We start from the raw sequence: 16272 nt of genomic DNA, 5'->3' as shown, positions 1-16272 counted from the left end.
GCTGGCCATGATGCAGCGCAGCGAGACAGGAGATGTTGATATTGAGCAATATTTTCAGCGATGCGCCATCGCTTCGTCGTGGCAGTCCGGCAGGGGCAGCGACACGCGCAAGGTGGTGCCGGTGCCGCTGTGGCTTTCGATGTGCAGGCTGCCGCCGGCGGCGGCCACGCGCTCATGCATGCCGGACAGGCCGCAACCGAGTCGCGGCGGCGAGCCCGACAGCCCGACGCCGTCGTCGCTGATGCTGCAGGCCAGGGTGGCGCCCGTTTGTTGCAGGCTCAGCTGGACATGCGTGGCGCGCGCATGGCGGGCGATATTCGCCAGCGCTTCCTGCAGCGCGTGGTACAGCAGGGGGCCGTGCGCGCTGCCGGCGGCCGCGTCGAGCCGGTAATCGCAGCTGCAAGCGATGCCCGTGGTACGCTTGAAGTCCGCCAGCAAATCGTCGCACGCCGCTTGCAGGCCCGCGTCGAGGGCGGGCGGGCGCAGGTCGTGGATGACGCAGCGCAGCGCCGCGATGCTGAGGTCGACATTGCGCGCCATCACGGCCAGTTGCCGCGCCAGCAAGGGCGCCGCGTCATGCGTGCTGGTCTGCAGCATGGCCAGGTCGAATTTCAGGGTCAGCAGATGCTGGCCCAGGTCGTCGTGGATGTCGCGCCCGATGCGCAGGCGTTCCTGTGCGCGCGCCTTGTGTTGCTCGCCGGCCAGGCGTGCCTGTTCGGCCTCGGCGCGCAGCTGTTCCAGCGCCTGCAGGCGCAGCGCCAGGCGGTGCTGGCGCCACAGCAGCAGCGCCAGCGCAGCGAGCAGGATGGCGCAGGCCAGCATCAAGGGGGAGGGCGTTCCATCCAGCAGCATCGGCCCGGCGGCGTATTCGGCGTGCAGGGAAGCGAGTGCGGCGGCCCCCAGACAGGCCAGAATGCTCAGGCGGTACGGCGGACGTCTCCAGCGTTGCGGCATGTCCATCCTCCCCAAGAATGTTTTCCATCAGGCAATGTTATTACAGAAAATATATTAACTTGGGGCTATTTATATTGTCTAAACGCAAAAGCTGCGCAGTTATGCCTGCGAATATGGTTTTCTTGCCCCGGATGCCGCAGCAGCAGGGAGCGGGCACGGCATTTGCACGGGAAGTGTCGTGGCGGCATATAATAGAGGGTTGTCAATCGGCTTTTGCGGCGACGGCGCGGCGCGCCGGCCCCGATGCGTTCGCTCCGCGCGATGACGCCAGCCAGCTCTTAGGAAATACAGTGACTTATAGCATCAAAGAGATTTTTTACACCCTGCAGGGCGAAGGCGCGCACGCTGGCCGTCCGGCCGTGTTTTGCCGCTTTTCCGGCTGCAACCTGTGGACGGGCCGCGAAAGCGACCGCGCCACGGCCGTGTGCCAGTTCTGCGACACGGATTTCGTCGGCACCGATGGCGAACTGGGCGGCAAGTTCAAGACGCCGCAGGAACTGGCCGCGCTGATCGACAGCCTGTGGCCGGCCAGCTACGCGCCGAGCAAATACGTGGTGTTTACGGGCGGTGAACCGCTGCTGCAACTGGACACGGCCCTGATAGCCGCCATGCACGCGGTGGGCTTTACCATCGCCATTGAGACCAACGGCACCTTGCCCGTGCCGGCCGGCGTGGACTGGATCTGCGTCAGCCCGAAGATGGGTTCGACACTGGTCGTACACAAAGGCAATGAAATCAAGGTGGTCATTCCCCAGTTCCAGCAAGACCTGGCCGCCTACGAACAACTGGATTTCGAGAACTTCTTCGTGCAGGCGATGGACGGCCCCTTGGCCGCGCACAACATGAAGCTGGCGATCGAAACATGCAAAAGCAACCCGAAGTGGAAGCTGAGCCTGCAAACCCATAAACTCCTGCAAATACCTTAACAAAACAATATGCTGACTATCACACGCAAGCTCGAATTCGACGCGGGCCACCGCATTCCCGACCACAAAAGCCAGTGCCGCAATCTGCATGGCCACCGCTACACGGTGGAAATCACCCTGGTCGGCAAGGTCATCGAAGCGGAAGGCAATTCCGACAATGGCATGATCATGGACTTTTCCGACGTGAAAACCCTGGCCAAGCAGCACCTGGTCGATGTCTGGGACCACGCCTTCCTCGTCTACGAAAAAGACACGGCCGTGCGCGACTTCCTGGGCAGCCTGCCCGACCATAAGACCGTCGTCATCGATCGCATCCCGACGGTGGAAAACCTGGCCCGCATCGCCTTCGAGATACTGAAAGCGGCATTTACCGACCACTTCGGTACGGGCTTGCACCTGCATAAACTGGTGCTGCATGAAACGCCGAATTGCTGGGCAGAAGTGACCGATGACTGAAACGCACGTTAGCGCGCAGGACGCGCGCTACATGCAACTGGCCCTGGAGCAGGCACAGCACGCATGGGACCTGGGCGAAGTGCCCGTCGGCGCCGTCGTCGTCAAGGATGGCGAAGTCATCGCCGTCGGCTACAACCAGCCCATCGGCCGCCATGACCCCACGGCGCACGCGGAAGTCATGGCCTTGCGCGCGGCCGCTGAAAAGCTGGGCAACTACCGCTTGCCCGGCTGCGAGCTGTACGTGACCCTGGAGCCGTGCGTGATGTGCTCGGGCGCCATGTTGCATGCGCGCCTGGCGCGCGTGGTGTATGGCGCGGGCGACCCGAAGACGGGCGCCTGCGGTTCCGTGCTGAACCTGTTCGAGCAGCCGGCGCTGAACCACCAGACGGCGATCGTTGGCGGCGTGCTGGCCGACGAATGCGGCGCTTTCCTCAAGCGCTTCTTTGCCGAGCGCCGCCGCGCGCAGGCGGAAGCGCGCAAGCTGGCCCATCCTCCGGCCTGACCATGCCAGCCATCGCGGCTGGCATTTTTTACAACTGTTGCGAAATAACATCTGTATAGACCACTTTGCCATTCTCAAATGAGAATGATTCGTGTTACAGTATTGTTTTCGCCAGCAAACTTTCCTTATGCATCGTTAACACTTTCGTTATCGATCCGGGTTCAAGAGCCAGCCTTTACTCTTCCACCGGATCATCATGACTACTGTGCCTACGCAGCGCCTCGCTGCACCCGTCGTATCTCCAGCTCACCTGCCTGTCCGCCGCCATAACCTGGTGCTGCGCGCCGCTTTGCTGGGCCTGTTCGCCGCGCCGCTGCTGCCCGTGGCCGCGCAAAACGCCGCCATCAATGCAGGCACGGCCGCGCAGGAACCGGCCAAGCTGCCTGTCTTCCCGGAAATCGTCGTGAACGCCAAGCAGGATTACGAGCGTCGCGCGGGCACCAAGACGGTGATCCGCAGCGACGACCTGGAACGCCGCAACGTGACGGACATGGCCGGCGTCGTGCGCTATCAGCCGCTGATCAGCACGCCAATGGCGGCCTCGGGCGGCGGCGGCATCTGGGATGGCGCGGGCAATACCGGTTACAACATCCGTGGCCTGGAAGGCAACCGGATCAGCCTGGAACTCGATGGCATTTCCCTGCCGGATGCTGCACCGAAGCCGGACAGCAATAACATGAACGCCTTCGGCATGGGCCGCGATTATTTCGATCCAGAAACCTTCCGCGAAGTGCGCATCGATTCGGGCACGACGGCTGTCAGCGGCGCCAATCCCGGCATGGGCGGCGGCGTGGCCTTCATCACCAAGTCGCCCGAAGATTACCTGGGCGAAGGGCAGGACCATTACGTGGCCTATAAATACGGCCGCGTGACCGCCGACCGCAGCAATGCCCACACCCTGACGGGCGCGGCCAAGATCGGCGCCAGTCTGCAAGGTCTGGCCGTGTACGTGCACCGCGATGGCGAGCAGCTGGACAGCCGCGGCAGCGCCACCGTCAACCCGGATGACTGGCATTCGAACGCCTTGCTGTCGAAGCTGGTGTGGGCTCTGCCGGGCGAACAAAAGCTGGACTTGACGGTCGACATGTTCGAACGCAAGAACAAGCGCGATCTCAACAATAAAGTCAGCGCCATGTACCCGGACGGCGTGCAGCAGGATTCCACCACCAAGCGTACCCGCGTCAGCCTGGGCCACGATGTGGTGCTGAAGGATTTCGCCCTGTTCGACCGCCTGACCTCGAAAGTCTATCTGCAGAACGCGAAGATCGACGACAAGAGCAAGGGACGCTATACCTATCAAGGCAACTTCCAGCGCGCCATCGACACCAGCTTCAAGAATGACAGCATCGGCCTGACTTCGGAAGCCGTCAAGCAGCTCAATGCCGACAACGCGCTGCTGTACGGCGTGCAGCTGGAACAGACAAAATCGCGCCGCCCATGGATGGAAGACCGCACCGTCATCGCCACGGGCGTGCACCAGATCACGCGCAAGAACCGCATGGCCGACATGGATGTCACCAAGCTGGCTCTGTACGTGCGCGACGACTATGGTTTCGACCTGGGCGGCAAGAAAGCCGTGCTGACGCCGGGCCTGCGTGCCGACTACCGCAAGCTGGAACCGAAAAACCTGCAGAACTACCTGATCGGCGTGCCGAACGCGGCCAAGGAAGTGCGCAAGGAGAGCGATTCCTACTTCACGCCGAGCCTGAGCCTGTCCGTGGAAGTGCTGCCGCAAATGAATGCCTACGCCACGTTCACGCGCGGCACGCGCCTGCCGACGGCGGTCGAACGCACGGGTACCTATGATTCCATCAGCTATACGGGCACGGGGAATGGCTATGCCGTGCTGGGCAATCCGAATCTGGGCAAGGAAACCAGCAAGGCGTATGAACTGGGGCTCAAAGGCGACGTGACCAGGGGCTTGAGCATGCACGCTTCCGTCTACCAGACGGAATACAAGAACATGATCGAGTACGTGGCGCAAGACCTGGACCCGGTGAATTACCCGACCCTCACCTGGGGCTTGTACCGTCCCGAAAACATCGGCAATGCGCGCACCTGGGGTGCCGAGCTGAGCTTGCACGCGGAACTGGGCACCTGGTTGCCGGCCATGCAGGGCTACCGCGTCGACCTGGCCACGGGCGTGGCCAAGGGGCGCTCCTTCAATACCCTGACGGGCGAGAGCGGCGGCCTGGCCTCGGTGGCGCCGGCCAAGACGGCGCTGACCTTCGGCTATGACCATACGAACAAGTTGTTCGGCCTGGAACTGACGGCGCTGCATGCCGGCGAGAAACAGGCGCCGAACGACTTGCTGACGGGCACGACCGCGCCGCGCTTCAAGGTGCCGTCGTACACCATCTTTGACCTGTCGACCTACTGGAATGTGCACAAGAACGCCAAGATCATCGTCGGCGTGTACAACTTGACGGATCGCAAGTACTGGGATTACGCGGCCGCGCGCAGCCTGTCTGCCGGCACCACGGTGGCCAGCCGTTTGGAGATCGAGCGCTACGCCAAGCCGGGCCGCAACGTCGCCGCCAGCCTCAGCGTCAACTATTGATTTTTACCGGGGAGGGGCGCTTGCCCCTCTTTTTTTCCATGTTTGATTGAATGGTCTCTCTATGAAGTTATCCAAACTCGTTCTATCCCTGCTAGGCAGCCTGCTGATTGCAAACGCATATGCGGCCCCAGCCACCTTGGCGGAACGCTGGTCCACCTTGCGCACGGAACAGCCGAAGCTGCAGGTCCGCGACGCGGCGCGCGCGCTGGGTGTATCCGAAGCGCAATTGCTGGCAACCAACATCGGCAAGGGCGTCACGCGCCTGCAGGCCGACGGCAACCAGCCGCGCGAAATCATGCGCGCCGCGCTGGACCTGGGCATCGTGCAAGCCATCACGCGCAATGAAAACGGCGTCATCGAAACGACGGGCGTCGCCAGCAAGTTCAAGCAGGCGGGCGAGAAGTCCGAGCAGGCCGACGCCAAGGACCCGGAAACGGAAGCGCGCCAGCGCAATATCGCCGGCGGCTACCTGGGCGGCCAGATCGACCTGCGTTTCCACTTTGAAAACTGGAAATACGCATTTGCCGTGGAACAGGCGGGCCGCGATGGCAAGCCGACGCGCAGCCTGCAATTCTTTGACGCCAACGGTACGGCCGTGCACAAGATCTACCTGCGCAACGAGCCGGGCGTGGCCGTCTACGATAAATTGGTGGCGACCTTCCGCCTGCCGCAGCAAAGCGCGGAGCTGAACGTGCTGGCCGTGGCGCCAAAGGCGGCGGAAAAGCCGGATGCCGAAATCGACGTCAAGGAATTCCAGCTGGCCTGGAAAGACATGACGGACGTGCACCAGTTCGCGCAAATCATGCGTGAATTCCACCTGTCGCGCGAACAGGCCCTGCGCCTGGCGCCGGCCGGCGTGGTCGAGCGCGTGACGCCGCAGGCGCTGCGCACCCTGCTGGAAAACGCGGCCAAGGACAAGGTCGCCATCATGGTGTTCCTGGGCAATGAAGGCTTGACGCAGATCTACAGCGGCAAGATCGAGAAAACCATGGCCGCGGGCGGCTTCTTCAACGTGCTGGACCCGGACTTCAACCTGCACATCCGCGACACGGCCCTGCGCAGCGGCTGGGTCGTCAAGCGCGGCGGCGTCACTTCCGTCGAATTCTTCGACAACGACGGCACGCAAGTGGTCTCCTTCTTCGGCGTGCGCGAGCGCGGCAAACCACAGCCGCAAAGCTGGGTGGACTTGGCCGATTCCTTGCCTAAGGCCAAGTAAGCAGTAGCGATGATTCTGCACGGTTGCCGCGCGCCGTACCGGCGCGGCAACACTTCAGCTGGGTGCCGCGTGCCGGTCTCATGTCTGAAGCACAATAGTGGTATGCTGATTGCAAGGCCGCAGCGATCGTGCCTGCGTGCTGGTTCCTGGAAGAGAGGCAATCATGGCAACCATCATGGCGAACGGCCTCAACATAGCTTATGAGAGCCACGGCGACCCCAACGATCCGTGCGTGCTGCTGGTCATGGGCCTGGGCATGCAACTGATCGCCTGGCCGGCGGACTTCGTCGAAGGCATCGTCGAGCAAGGTTTTCGGGTCTTGCGTTTCGACAACCGCGACAGCGGCCTGTCGAGCAAGATGGCGCTGGCGGGCAAGCCGTATCTGCCGCTGGCCTATGTGAAAAACCTGCTGGGCTGGCCCCTCAAAACCTCCTACACCCTCGATGACATGGCTGAAGACGCGCTGGGCTTGCTGGCGGCCCTGCGCATTGCTCAGGCGCACGTGATCGGCGTGTCGATGGGAGGCATGATCGCGCAAGTGATGGCGGCGCGCGCGCCGCTGCAGGTACTCAGTCTGACCTCCATCATGTCGAGCAGCGGGCGACGCGGCTTGCCCGGCCCCACGCGGGCCGCGCGCAATGCGCTATTGCAACGTCCGAAACGCAATGCCAGCCGCGCCGAACTGATGGCGCACATGGCAGCCACCGTGCGCGTCATCGGCAGTCCCGCCTATCCCGTGTCGGAAAAACTGCTGTACCAGCGCATCGAAGCGGCGCTGCAGCGGGGCAGTTGCCCGGAAGGCGTGGCGCGGCAAATGGTGGCGATTGCCGCCTCGGGCGAGCGTACGGCCTTGCTGCCGAGCATCAGTTGTCCGGCGCTGGTGATCCATGGCGCGGCCGACCCCTTGATCCCCGTTGCCTGCGGCATCGATACGGCGGCGCTGATCCCGGGCGCCCGGCTGGAAGTGATCGAAGGCATGGGGCACGACATGCCGCCCCAGCTGATCGAGCGCCTGCTCGCCTTGATCGATGTGCATCTGCAAGGTAAGATGGCGCCCCAGATGCGCTCCCAGCCAGCCTAGGCGCGCCCACCATTATTTACGTGCGGGCATATTTTGAACACACCTGAGATTGGCATCGCCATCGTCGCGCCGGGCGGTTGCGCGCCCGACGAGGCGACCTTGGCGCGCGGCATCGCCCGCTTGCAGGCGCAAGGCGCCACCGTCCACAATTACTACGACCCCGAGCACACGTTCCAGCGCTTCGGCGGCACGGATGCGGGCCGACTGGCGCAGCTGAACGCGGCAGCCGCCGACCCGGACGTGCAGGTAGTGATCGCCTTGCGCGGCAGCTACGGCATCAGCCGCATCCTGCCCGACATCGATTTCGACCGCATGGCGGACAGTGGCAAACTGTTTGTCGGTTACAGCGATTTCACGGCATTTAACATGGGCTTGCTGGCGAAAACGGGCCGCGCCAGCTTTGCCGGCCCCATGATCTGCGACGATTTTACGCGTGATGAGCCTGAGCAATTTACACTGGATCAACTGTGGTCGTGCCTGGCCGGTCCCACGCACACGGTCACGGGCACGGCGGCGGGCAATCCGCAGGTCGAGGTCAGCGGTAAATTATGGGGCGGCAACCTGGCCATGCTGGTCCATTTGCTGGGCACGCCGTATTTCCCCGAGATCGATGGCGGCATTTTGTTCCTGGAAGACGTCAACGAACACCCGTACCGGGTCGAGCGCATGCTGCTGCAATTGCTGCACGCGGGCGTGATTGCCCGCCAGCAAGCGGTCGTGCTCGGCGATTTTTCCGGCTATAAATTGAGTCCCATGGATAAAGGTTACGATGTTGACGCCATGCTGGCCTACGTGCGCCAGCGCTTGCCCGTGCCCGTGCTGACGGGGCTGGAATTCGGCCATATCCGCCGCCGGGTCACCTTGCCGTTCGGCGGGCAGGCGCGGCTGCAATCGGATGCGTCCGGCTTCAGCCTGCAGGTAAGCGATTACCCGATCCTGGCGCACCCCTGAACGCCATGCGTGCCAAGTCCGGCAGGCTGTTGCAGCTTGATGTGCTGCGCGGCATCGCCGTATTTGGCATCCTGCTGGTGAATATCTGGTCGTTCGCCTGGGGCAGCCTGTCCTTGCGCTATGGCACCTTGCCTGCGCAGCCACCCGTGTTCGACCAGCTCGTCATTTTTGGCGTGGTGGCGCTGGCGCAATTCAAGTTTTACCCCATCTTCGCGTTTTTGTTCGGCGCCGGCTTTGCCCTGCAGACACGCTCCCTGCAGCGCCAACTGCGTACTTGGGAGCAGGCGCAAGCGGCCTACCGGCGCCGTTTGCGCTGGCTGCTCGTGTTTGGCCTGCTGCACGGTTTCCTCATCTGGAGCGGCGACGTGCTGACCTCGTATGCGGTGGCTGGCATGCTGATCCTGTCCCTGGCATCCGCCAGGCTCAGCCGGGTGCGCAACCGCGCCTGGCTGGTGGCGGGATGTTTTTTGCTGTTCATGTGCCTGTTGATTCCTGTGGGCCAGCAGGGTGGCGCGCCGGACATCGCGCGTGACCTGCACGATTTTGCGGAGCGTTACGCCACCTACACGCAAGGCGGCGCGTGGGCCGTGGCCAGGCTGCGCGCCAACGATTTCCTCGTCTCCTTGCTGTACTCGGCCGTCATGCTGCCGCATATCATCGTACTGTTTCTGCTGGGCATCTTGTCCGTGCGTTTCGGTTGGCTGACGCAGCCGCAGCGCCACCAGCGGCTGTGGCGCGGGGTCCTTGGCGTGGGCCTGGGTGTGGGCTTGCCGTTCAACCTGCTGGCGGCCGGGGCCATCGCGTGGCAGGTGGCCGATCCGTATCAAACCGTGTTTGACACGGCCCTGTTCGAAGTGGGCCTGTTCGCCGGCGGCCCCGTGCTGGCGGCCGGCTACGTGGCCGCGCTGATGCTGGCCGGTCCCTTCATGCTGCGCTGGCTGGGCGCATGGCTGGCACCCGTGGGACGCATGGCGCTGAGCAATTATCTGCTGCAATCCTTGATCGGCACCTGGTTGCTGCAGGGACCAGGCCTGGGCTGGGGCGCCCGCTTGCGTCCCGCCGAGATGCTGGGCCTGGCCGTGCTGATCATGGCGGGGCAGGTACTGTTGAGCCGCTATTGGCTGCGGCATTTCAGGCAGGGGCCCATGGAGGCGCTGTGGCGCCGGCTGGCGCGCTTGCCTTAATCGGTTCCCCAGTCAAATGCGCCTTGCGCCGCAGCTGGCGGCGGTGCCCTGGGTTTGGCCGTGCGCACCAGCGGATTGTCGACGGCATGCCATTCGAACAGTTCCACGTCTAGCATGCAGGTGCGCGCCAGGTGCAGCGCTTGCTCCGGTGTCAGGGCGGGGTCCAGCCAGCGGTGCGCGTCTTCCAGGCTGACGGCCACGGGGCGGCGGTCGTGGATATCGACCATGCCGCCCATGCTGTCGGCCGTCACCAGCACGAAGCCGGCTTCTTCCCGATTCACCTTGTAGGGGCCGAACTGGGCCAGCGCCAGCAGGAACAGGGGCGCGCGGTCCTTGCGGTGGATGTGCCACGGCTGCTTGCCACCTTTCTCTCCCGTCCATTCATACCAGCCAGAAACGCAAACGATGCCGCGCCCCGCGCGCAGCAGCGGCTTCCAGTACGATCCGGCGAGTTTTTCCAGGCGGGCATTGATGGCGATGGGGATTTTTTTCTTGCCGGGAGCGGGTGTGGCCGCGGCTGCCCAGGCGGGGCGGTAGCCCCAGAAGACATCGTCGACCCGGTGCACGCCATCCTGGATATGCAAGATGGGCCGGTACGTGCCGGGCGAAACGTTCAGGTGCGGCTCCGCCTCGCTGTCGAACACCGCGTCGGTCCAGCCGAAGGATGACGCCAGCACGCGCGCCGTGTCATTTTGATCGAATCGTCCACACATGGCGAAATCATACCCGATCGCCTGCTGGCACGAACGCGGCGTGCGCCCTTTTCGTGAGTGTGGTCAAACGTACAGACCTGGGCGGCCGCAAGGCGCACAGTGGAAGCCAGTCAGGTCCCTGACGCTTCTAGCATCGGAGGAATTATGTCTTTTGAAAATCCCACCATCCACAAAGGCTTTACCATCAGTGCCACGGCCAGCCAGCGCCGCGACGGCCGCTGGGTCGGCTCGTATGTCAGCCAGAACCAGGCATGCGGCGCGTATGCGGACACCTGCGATTACGACGATTGCAGCAATGAAAAAGAAGCGCAGCAACTGGCGCTGTCCGTCGGCTGGCGCCTGGCCGATGGCGTGCAGGCACGCTGAGGCAGCTTGCCGGTCAGCGCTTGCGCCGCAGGGCCAGCAGCAAGCCGGCCACGGGGAAGAGCAGGGCGGTGCCCAGTCGTACGGAGGTCAGCGTAGCGGCCTCCGCGCCGACCACATGCGGCAAGGCCAGCAGCAACAGGGGCGTGGGCACGGCGATGGCAAAGAAAAACAGATACCACGAATAGCCATTCTTCTTGGCCAGCAAGGCAATCAAGGCGCAGCCGACGAGGAAGACCAACGGCAAATTCACATATTCCATGGTTCTGAGTTTTCATCCGGGAAAGCGCGTCATTATACGCGCGCACCAGGGGTGCCGGATGGACTTGCCGCATCAATTGCCGACGAAATCCGGCGGCTGCGGCGCCTGCTTTTCGGCAAGTGGCGCATCGGCCGGCAGCAGCGCCTTGATGGCGCCGTTATAGATGAGTTCCTGGGCATACGCCGAGGCCTCGATCAAGGCCGCATGCACGGACTTGAAACTGCTGGGTGTTTCAATCAGCACGGGCTTGGCGTACACCTGCAGCGTATCGCCACGCTTGCTGATCAAAATCATGCCCCGGTAGCGCCCATCCTTCTCCAGCGCCCCCGCCACATGAAATTCATACCCCCTGATCTGGTGTTTTTGTTGCTGATCCATGTCTCCCGCCTCCAGACCTGATTGTCGTGGCCCAGGCCTTTTTACGCCTATAGAACAGCTGAGTGTTTGATCTGAATCAAGACTGCCAATTCAAGCCACAATCCAACGAACGTCACGACGGCAGCCGTCATCACCCAGCGCGAATGGCGCGGATCTGCTGGGCCGTTTCCTCGATCTCGCGATACGCTTCCTGGATATAGCCACTGATCGGATGCCCGTCCATCCATTCGAAATAGGCGCGTTCGTCATGCTTGATGGAAAAGGGGACGTGGTGGTCGCGGATCGATTCGGCCGTTTCGCGCACCAGCGAGGCAAACAGCAGCTCCAGAGTTTCCATGATGGTCACCTTGCGAGACATAGAGCTTTTAATGTAGCACAAAGCCACCGGCCGGCCAGGGCGCCAGCCGCAGGCGTGCGGACCCGCCTTCAGGCGTCCTCGTAGCGGACGATGTCGAGCGCGCATTCGGGATATGCCTGCTCGAACAGGAACTGGTCTTTTTCGTACACGCAAAAGACGGCCGTCCGGTTTTCTTCCTCTGGGAAGTAGTCGCCGTCGATGCACAGCACCGTCATTGCGGGGCCGCCGCATTTGACGCGCACGATATCGCCTTCATGAAATTGCTTCATCGCTGATCCCATGCCGTAGGAGTTGAAATGGATGCCGTTGCTGGCAGATTATATTGTCAGTAATCATACGCCAGGAATAGTTGGTCGCGCACACGCTTGACATGCCGCTTGCAGCTATCATGATGCGAGGCGGCATATCGTGTGCCCGCATGCTTGACCCGAACCGTAGATTGTTTGCCATGGAAATTATTCTCGCTCCTTCCAACCTGGGCTTGCGGCCTCTGGCGCCTGGCCCTAGCCACGGGCCGGGGCGAGGCGCTGATGACGCAGTGGCCCGGCGTGACGGCGCCGCTGGTGGCGGAATAGCATGTCGTGCAACTGGGGGAGCGGGAAAACCGCGATGCCGATTTTGCCTGGCCGGATGTGAATGACACGGCCATCACGCGCATCGATGTGTTTGAGGCCAACGCGGCGGGTGCCGCCGTGGTGGCCGAGCGTATCAATGCTGTGCTGGACAGGCGCGCGCCGCGGCGCTTCTGGTTGCACCTCGATGTCGATGTACTCGATCAGGCGCTGATGCCGGCCGTCGATTCTCCAGGCAGTCCTGGCATTGCACCCGATGCCTTGCTGGCCATCCTGCGGACCTTGCTCGATGGTGGTGGCTGCTGTGGCATGACGATGACGGTGTTTGATCCCGACAAGGATCCGGATGGCGCGTGCGCCGCCTTGCTGGTGGCGCTGCTGGGCCAGCTTTTCGCGCCGGCACCGGTGTCAGGCCGGGTGGCCGATATGCTCGTATAAGATCACGCAGCCGATGACGATCAGCACCAGGCCGCCCACCAGTTCGGCGCGCCGGCCCGCCACCGTGCCCAGCACGCGGCCCAGCATCACGCCCAGGGTCACCATGACGAAGGTGGAAAAGCCGATGGCGGCCGCCGTCACGACAATATTTGCGCCCAGCAAGGCCAGGCCCGCGCCCACCACCATGGCGTCGATGCTGGTGGCCAGGCCCGTCACGGCCAGCACCCAGAACGAGTGCGACTGGGCCGGCGCCTCTTCCTCGTCGGCATCGGACAGCGCGTTGCGTATCATCAGCAAGCCGATGATGCCCAGCAGGCTGAAGGCGATCCAGTGGTCCCACGCTTCCACGTAAGGTGCTGCCACGCTACCCAGGGCCCAGCCGATGATGGGCGTGATGGCTTCGATGACGCCAAAGATCAGGCCCGTGCGCAACGCCTCGCGCCATTGCGGCTTGTGCAGGGCGGCGCCCTTGCCCACGGCGGCCGCGAAGGCGTCGGTGGACATGGCAAGCGAGAGGGCGGCAGTGGCGGCGAAATTCATCGTTGGCTTTCAGTAAAATCTGGCTGGGATGGTAGTTAACACAATAACGCCTAAGAAAACCGTAGCGAGCGGAAGGGAGTTATGGTCGAGAAGCGCAATTGTACGAAGGTACAGTGAGCATCGCAGGCCGTAAATCACGACGCGCAGCAGGTTTGATAGGCGTTTGACGCAAACCCGGCGATTTTACCCTACGTACAGCACCACCAAGGAGGCCAGCAGGCAATATGCGCCAAAGAAATGCCAGCGGCCCTGTTCCAGCCAGCGCGACAGCCAGCGCAGGGCCAGCAAGCCTGCCAGGAAGGACAGCAGCATGCCCAGCAGGCTTGGGCCGAGCAGGTGCAGCAGGCTGTTGCCGTGTTCCAGATGGTCCAGGCTGCCATTTGCCACGGCCTGGTAAAAGCGCCAGCCTTCCTTGACCAGCACGGCCGGGGTCAGCACGACGGCCAGGGCAAAGCTGAATTCCTCGGCGCGGCGTTGCGGCACGCCCATGGCGATGCCGGCGGAAATGGTGGCGCCCGAGCGTGAAAAGCCGCGGAAAGGCAGGCACAGGCCTTGCACGGCGCCGATCACCATCGCCTTGCCGATGGACAAGGTGCCATGCTGGCGCGCTTGCAGGCGCGACGACACAATGATCAGCACGCCTGCGGCGGCCAGCGCGGCGGCCATCAGCTTCGCGTTGCCGAACAGGTGCTCGATTTCAAAGCCGGGCGCATCCTTGCTCATGACGTGCGTAATGCCTTTCAGCAAGCCGAAGCCGACGATGCCCGTCAGGGCAGTGGCGGCCACGAGCAACAGCACATTGCTGCGAAAGGCGCTGGCCGAGCTGAAATACGTGGCGCGCCAGGATTTCCAGAAATACACGATGACGGCAAACATGGTGCCTGTGTGCAGCATCACCAGCAGCATGGTCAGCTCTGGCGAGGTCGGGTCCAGGCCCATCAGCTTTTCCGCCATGATGACGTGGGCGGAGCTGGACACGGGCAGCAGCTCGGCGAAGCCCTGGACGATGGAAAGAATAAATAATTGCAAAAAACTCATGATTATCTGGACTCGGGCGGGAAAAGCAGGGCCGCCGATTTTACCCGCCCGATCCTGCGGCTACGACCCTCGCCAGATTACAGTTTGTCCATGTTTTATTGCCCAGCCGGCGCCTGCGGCTTGAAGACGCTGCGGAACGCCTTCAGTGCTGCCGGGTGATAGATCGTGCCGTGGGTTTCTTCCGGCATTTTTTCCACATGCCATTGCAAGCCGGGCGGCGCCTGCTTTCGCAGCACCTCCGACAGGCGCTGCACTTCGATGGCGATGCCTGACTCGCTGCTGGACGCCAGGTACAGGCTGTGCTTGCCTGCCGCGCCTTGCGCGAGCAGGGTTGCCGCCTGGCGCGGCAGTGCGCCGTGGTTCCACCACAGGCTGGGATCGAAGGCCAGGTAATGGTCGAACAGCTGCGGTTCCAGCAGGTATGTTTCCACTACGAACAGGCCGGCCAGCGATTCGCCGACGATGGCCGTCTCGCCCGTCGTGCGGTAACGGCGCCGCACCTCTGGCATCAGCTCGTCGCGGATGAAGGCCCGGTAGGCGGACGCGCCGCCCACGACGGGGGCAATCTTGCGGTCTTCCGCGCTCTCCGTCGGGCCCGTCAAGTCGCGCCGGCGCTGCGTGTTTTGCATGCCGACCAGCATGAAGGGACGCATCGTGCCATTCGCTACCGACACTTGCAGCAAGCCGGCCACGTGCAAAAAGTCTTCCGCCACGCCGCCGTCCGGCATGTACAGCACGGGCAGCGGCGCGTCGGGCGGCGTATCCCAGGCGCGCGCCATATAGACATTGATGTGGCGCTTTTCCTGCAGTGCCTGCGAATCGATGCTGAAACTTTCACCGATGACGAGCGGCGTGGCCGCGCTGGCGGCGGGTGCTGCAATGGCGATGTGGTGGAAGGGGCTGGACAGCAGCAGGGCGGCGGCGAGGTGCAGTGCAAAGCAAGAGTGGCGCATGTTTTCCCGTGATAAGTAAGTCGGATCGATGGCATGCACGTGTATGGACATGCCATCGGGCAATTCTATCTTATCTTTGGTGCAGCATTACTTGATCGTCAAGAGTTTCCGCTCGCGCACGATACCCGCCTTGTCGATCGTGTAGGCGACGAGCAGGGCGCCATCCTCGGCGCAGGCGTGGCAGGTGATCAGGGGCGTGGAAAACAGCACGCTCTGACCGCCATCGCTGGTCGCCGTGCTGCCCACGAAGTCGGCGGGCGCAAACGGGACAGAGTCTGGATGGACAGCGGCAAACGCGCGCCAGGCCGGCGTGGCGCGGTCTTCCTCGCCCACGGAGCCCTCGTCGACGTCGATGGCGGCACCATCGCTGCCGATCAGCAAGGTGCCTTCATTCGTGTTGGCGCGGAACGGATAGGTAACGGTGGCCAGGGCCGCCTTGCCCAGCGGCCGCCAGGCGGAGATGAAGCCGGCCTTGTTTGCCTTCACCAGCATTTTGGCCGCGGCGATGGCTTGCGGGCTGGCGCCCGAGCGCTGCATGGTGCGCAGCAGGCAGACGTCGGGCGCCGTGGGCGATTGTTCGCTGCGGCAAGCCGACAGCGAGCGTTCCTGCCACACGGCGCGCGCATCGATGGGGCCGATGTGCTGGGGGCTGGCCGCCTGCGCGCTCGCCAGAGTGGAGAACGCAAGGATGGCGCAGCCGAATACATGGCGGGAAAATTGTGTGGACATGGGGAACTTTCTGTAGCGGAAACAATAGAGCCTCCGATTATAGGAGGGGGCCGGCGAGCTCGCCCACACGAAACGGCCTCGCTGGCGGCCGGCTTGCG

Annotated in this window: 20 protein-coding genes; 10 read left to right on the top strand and 10 right to left on the bottom strand. The window is 63.1% G+C overall.

From position 1 onward, the window contains the following. Window positions 1–54 precede the first annotated feature (54 nt). Window positions 55–954 carry a sensor histidine kinase gene (locus tag AC3IQ7_RS17045; protein ID WP_489206757.1) on the bottom strand — a complete coding sequence of 300 codons (900 nt, stop codon included), beginning with the start codon at window positions 952–954 and terminating at the stop codon, window positions 55–57. Between the two features lie 290 nt (window positions 955–1244). Here AC3IQ7_RS17045 and queE point away from each other — a divergent pair, with 290 nt between their 5' ends. The 8 genes from queE to AC3IQ7_RS17005 all read left to right on the top strand — a co-directional run bounded on the left by queE (window position 1245) and on the right by AC3IQ7_RS17005 (window position 9830). Then, entirely contained in the window at window positions 1245–1880 is a 636-nt protein-coding gene (gene queE, locus AC3IQ7_RS17040) for a 7-carboxy-7-deazaguanine synthase (RefSeq protein ID WP_035819193.1), read from the top strand. A gap of 9 nt (window positions 1881–1889) precedes the next feature. Beyond that, entirely contained in the window at window positions 1890–2336 is a 447-nt protein-coding gene (queD, locus tag AC3IQ7_RS17035; protein WP_489206756.1) for a 6-carboxytetrahydropterin synthase QueD, read from the top strand. Then, window positions 2329–2838, top strand: coding sequence for a tRNA adenosine(34) deaminase TadA (tadA, locus tag AC3IQ7_RS17030; RefSeq protein ID WP_489206755.1), 510 nt, complete (start codon window positions 2329–2331; stop codon window positions 2836–2838). The genes queD and tadA overlap by 8 nt, the downstream gene beginning before the upstream one ends. Window positions 2839–3034: 196 nt before the next feature. Beyond that, window positions 3035–5398, top strand: coding sequence for a TonB-dependent hemoglobin/transferrin/lactoferrin family receptor (locus AC3IQ7_RS17025; RefSeq protein WP_489206754.1), 2364 nt, complete (start codon window positions 3035–3037; stop codon window positions 5396–5398). A 61-nt stretch (window positions 5399–5459) separates the two neighbouring features. Next, window positions 5460–6614, top strand: coding sequence for a hemin-degrading factor (locus tag AC3IQ7_RS17020; RefSeq protein WP_489206753.1), 1155 nt, complete (start codon window positions 5460–5462; stop codon window positions 6612–6614). A gap of 163 nt (window positions 6615–6777) precedes the next feature. Then, on the top strand, window positions 6778–7695 hold the full coding sequence (locus AC3IQ7_RS17015) for an alpha/beta fold hydrolase (RefSeq protein ID WP_489206752.1): 918 nt from the start codon (window positions 6778–6780) through the stop codon (window positions 7693–7695). A gap of 33 nt (window positions 7696–7728) precedes the next feature. After that, a complete protein-coding gene (gene ldcA, locus AC3IQ7_RS17010) occupies window positions 7729–8646 on the top strand; it encodes a muramoyltetrapeptide carboxypeptidase (RefSeq protein WP_489206751.1) in 918 nt (305 codons plus the stop codon). Between the two features lie 5 nt (window positions 8647–8651). Continuing rightward, window positions 8652–9830, top strand: a complete 1179-nt coding sequence (locus AC3IQ7_RS17005) for a DUF418 domain-containing protein (protein WP_489206750.1) — start codon at window positions 8652–8654, stop codon at window positions 9828–9830. On the opposite strand, the gene AC3IQ7_RS17000 is transcribed toward AC3IQ7_RS17005, so the two are convergent. Next, on the bottom strand, window positions 9827–10543 hold the full coding sequence (locus AC3IQ7_RS17000) for an SOS response-associated peptidase (protein ID WP_489206749.1): 717 nt from the start codon (window positions 10541–10543) through the stop codon (window positions 9827–9829). The two genes, AC3IQ7_RS17005 and AC3IQ7_RS17000, sit on opposite strands and share 4 nt — an antisense overlap. 144 nt (window positions 10544–10687) lie before the next feature. Between AC3IQ7_RS17000 and AC3IQ7_RS16995 the strand changes: the two genes are divergently transcribed. Next, entirely contained in the window at window positions 10688–10909 is a 222-nt protein-coding gene (locus tag AC3IQ7_RS16995; protein ID WP_322428687.1) for a hypothetical protein, read from the top strand. A gap of 13 nt (window positions 10910–10922) precedes the next feature. Here the strand turns inward: AC3IQ7_RS16995 and AC3IQ7_RS16990 are convergent, their stop codons facing one another. The 4 genes from AC3IQ7_RS16990 to AC3IQ7_RS16975 all read right to left on the bottom strand — a co-directional run bounded on the left by AC3IQ7_RS16990 (window position 10923) and on the right by AC3IQ7_RS16975 (window position 12173). Beyond that, window positions 10923–11168 (bottom strand): hypothetical protein, encoded by a 246-nt coding sequence (locus tag AC3IQ7_RS16990; protein WP_099377231.1) that lies wholly within the window; start codon window positions 11166–11168, stop codon window positions 10923–10925. A 72-nt stretch (window positions 11169–11240) separates the two neighbouring features. Continuing rightward, complete coding sequence (locus AC3IQ7_RS16985; protein WP_099377230.1) at window positions 11241–11546, bottom strand: hypothetical protein; 306 nt, start codon at window positions 11544–11546, stop codon at window positions 11241–11243. A 130-nt stretch (window positions 11547–11676) separates the two neighbouring features. After that, on the bottom strand, window positions 11677–11883 hold the full coding sequence (locus tag AC3IQ7_RS16980; protein WP_158301137.1) for a hypothetical protein: 207 nt from the start codon (window positions 11881–11883) through the stop codon (window positions 11677–11679). 89 nt (window positions 11884–11972) lie between these two features. Continuing rightward, on the bottom strand, window positions 11973–12173 hold the full coding sequence (locus tag AC3IQ7_RS16975; RefSeq protein ID WP_099377228.1) for a DUF2158 domain-containing protein: 201 nt from the start codon (window positions 12171–12173) through the stop codon (window positions 11973–11975). 312 nt (window positions 12174–12485) lie between these two features. Here AC3IQ7_RS16975 and AC3IQ7_RS16970 point away from each other — a divergent pair, with 312 nt between their 5' ends. Next, window positions 12486–12914, top strand: coding sequence for an arginase family protein (locus tag AC3IQ7_RS16970; RefSeq protein ID WP_489206748.1), 429 nt, complete (start codon window positions 12486–12488; stop codon window positions 12912–12914). Here AC3IQ7_RS16970 and mntP read toward each other — a convergent pair. From mntP to AC3IQ7_RS16950, 4 genes are all read right to left on the bottom strand, one after another. Next, the gene (gene mntP, locus AC3IQ7_RS16965) at window positions 12885–13454 is read right to left on the bottom strand and encodes a manganese efflux pump MntP (RefSeq protein WP_070218395.1); all 570 of its coding nucleotides are present in this window, start codon (window positions 13452–13454) and stop codon (window positions 12885–12887) included. The two genes, AC3IQ7_RS16970 and mntP, sit on opposite strands and share 30 nt — an antisense overlap. Before the next feature lie 183 nt (window positions 13455–13637). Beyond that, a complete protein-coding gene (locus AC3IQ7_RS16960; protein WP_489206747.1) occupies window positions 13638–14492 on the bottom strand; it encodes an undecaprenyl-diphosphate phosphatase in 855 nt (284 codons plus the stop codon). Between the two features lie 95 nt (window positions 14493–14587). After that, window positions 14588–15496: an alpha/beta hydrolase gene (locus AC3IQ7_RS16955; RefSeq protein ID WP_489206746.1), complete on the bottom strand. Its 909-nt coding sequence runs from the start codon at window positions 15494–15496 to the stop codon at window positions 14588–14590. Window positions 15497–15532: 36 nt separating this feature from the next. Then, on the bottom strand, window positions 15533–16174 hold the full coding sequence (locus AC3IQ7_RS16950; RefSeq protein WP_489206745.1) for a hypothetical protein: 642 nt from the start codon (window positions 16172–16174) through the stop codon (window positions 15533–15535). Window positions 16175–16272 lie beyond the last annotated feature (98 nt).

This window comes from Janthinobacterium sp. GL_088, assembly GCF_057837845.1.
The sequence above is the reverse complement of the archived record's forward strand: the minus strand, read 5'-3'. Positions and strand labels throughout refer to the sequence as shown.

Coding starts and splice junctions, on each gene's coding strand:
- AC3IQ7_RS17045 (WP_489206757.1), bottom strand. CDS start 954: ATGCCGCAACGCTGGAGACGTCCGCCGTACCGCCTGAGCATTCTGGCC.
- queD (WP_489206756.1), top strand. CDS start 1,890: ATGCTGACTATCACACGCAAGCTCGAATTCGACGCGGGCCACCGCATT.
- tadA (WP_489206755.1), top strand. CDS start 2,329: ATGACTGAAACGCACGTTAGCGCGCAGGACGCGCGCTACATGCAACTG.
- AC3IQ7_RS17025 (WP_489206754.1), top strand. CDS start 3,035: ATGACTACTGTGCCTACGCAGCGCCTCGCTGCACCCGTCGTATCTCCA.
- AC3IQ7_RS17020 (WP_489206753.1), top strand. CDS start 5,460: ATGAAGTTATCCAAACTCGTTCTATCCCTGCTAGGCAGCCTGCTGATT.
- AC3IQ7_RS17015 (WP_489206752.1), top strand. CDS start 6,778: ATGGCAACCATCATGGCGAACGGCCTCAACATAGCTTATGAGAGCCAC.
- AC3IQ7_RS17005 (WP_489206750.1), top strand. CDS start 8,652: ATGCGTGCCAAGTCCGGCAGGCTGTTGCAGCTTGATGTGCTGCGCGGC.
- AC3IQ7_RS17000 (WP_489206749.1), bottom strand. CDS start 10,543: ATGTGTGGACGATTCGATCAAAATGACACGGCGCGCGTGCTGGCGTCA.
- AC3IQ7_RS16995 (WP_322428687.1), top strand. CDS start 10,688: ATGTCTTTTGAAAATCCCACCATCCACAAAGGCTTTACCATCAGTGCC.
- AC3IQ7_RS16990 (WP_099377231.1), bottom strand. CDS start 11,168: ATGGAATATGTGAATTTGCCGTTGGTCTTCCTCGTCGGCTGCGCCTTG.
- AC3IQ7_RS16985 (WP_099377230.1), bottom strand. CDS start 11,546: ATGGATCAGCAACAAAAACACCAGATCAGGGGGTATGAATTTCATGTG.
- AC3IQ7_RS16980 (WP_158301137.1), bottom strand. CDS start 11,883: ATGGAAACTCTGGAGCTGCTGTTTGCCTCGCTGGTGCGCGAAACGGCC.
- AC3IQ7_RS16975 (WP_099377228.1), bottom strand. CDS start 12,173: ATGAAGCAATTTCATGAAGGCGATATCGTGCGCGTCAAATGCGGCGGC.
- mntP (WP_070218395.1), bottom strand. CDS start 13,454: ATGAATTTCGCCGCCACTGCCGCCCTCTCGCTTGCCATGTCCACCGAC.
- AC3IQ7_RS16960 (WP_489206747.1), bottom strand. CDS start 14,492: ATGAGTTTTTTGCAATTATTTATTCTTTCCATCGTCCAGGGCTTCGCC.
- AC3IQ7_RS16955 (WP_489206746.1), bottom strand. CDS start 15,496: ATGTCCATACACGTGCATGCCATCGATCCGACTTACTTATCACGGGAA.
- AC3IQ7_RS16950 (WP_489206745.1), bottom strand. CDS start 16,174: ATGTCCACACAATTTTCCCGCCATGTATTCGGCTGCGCCATCCTTGCG.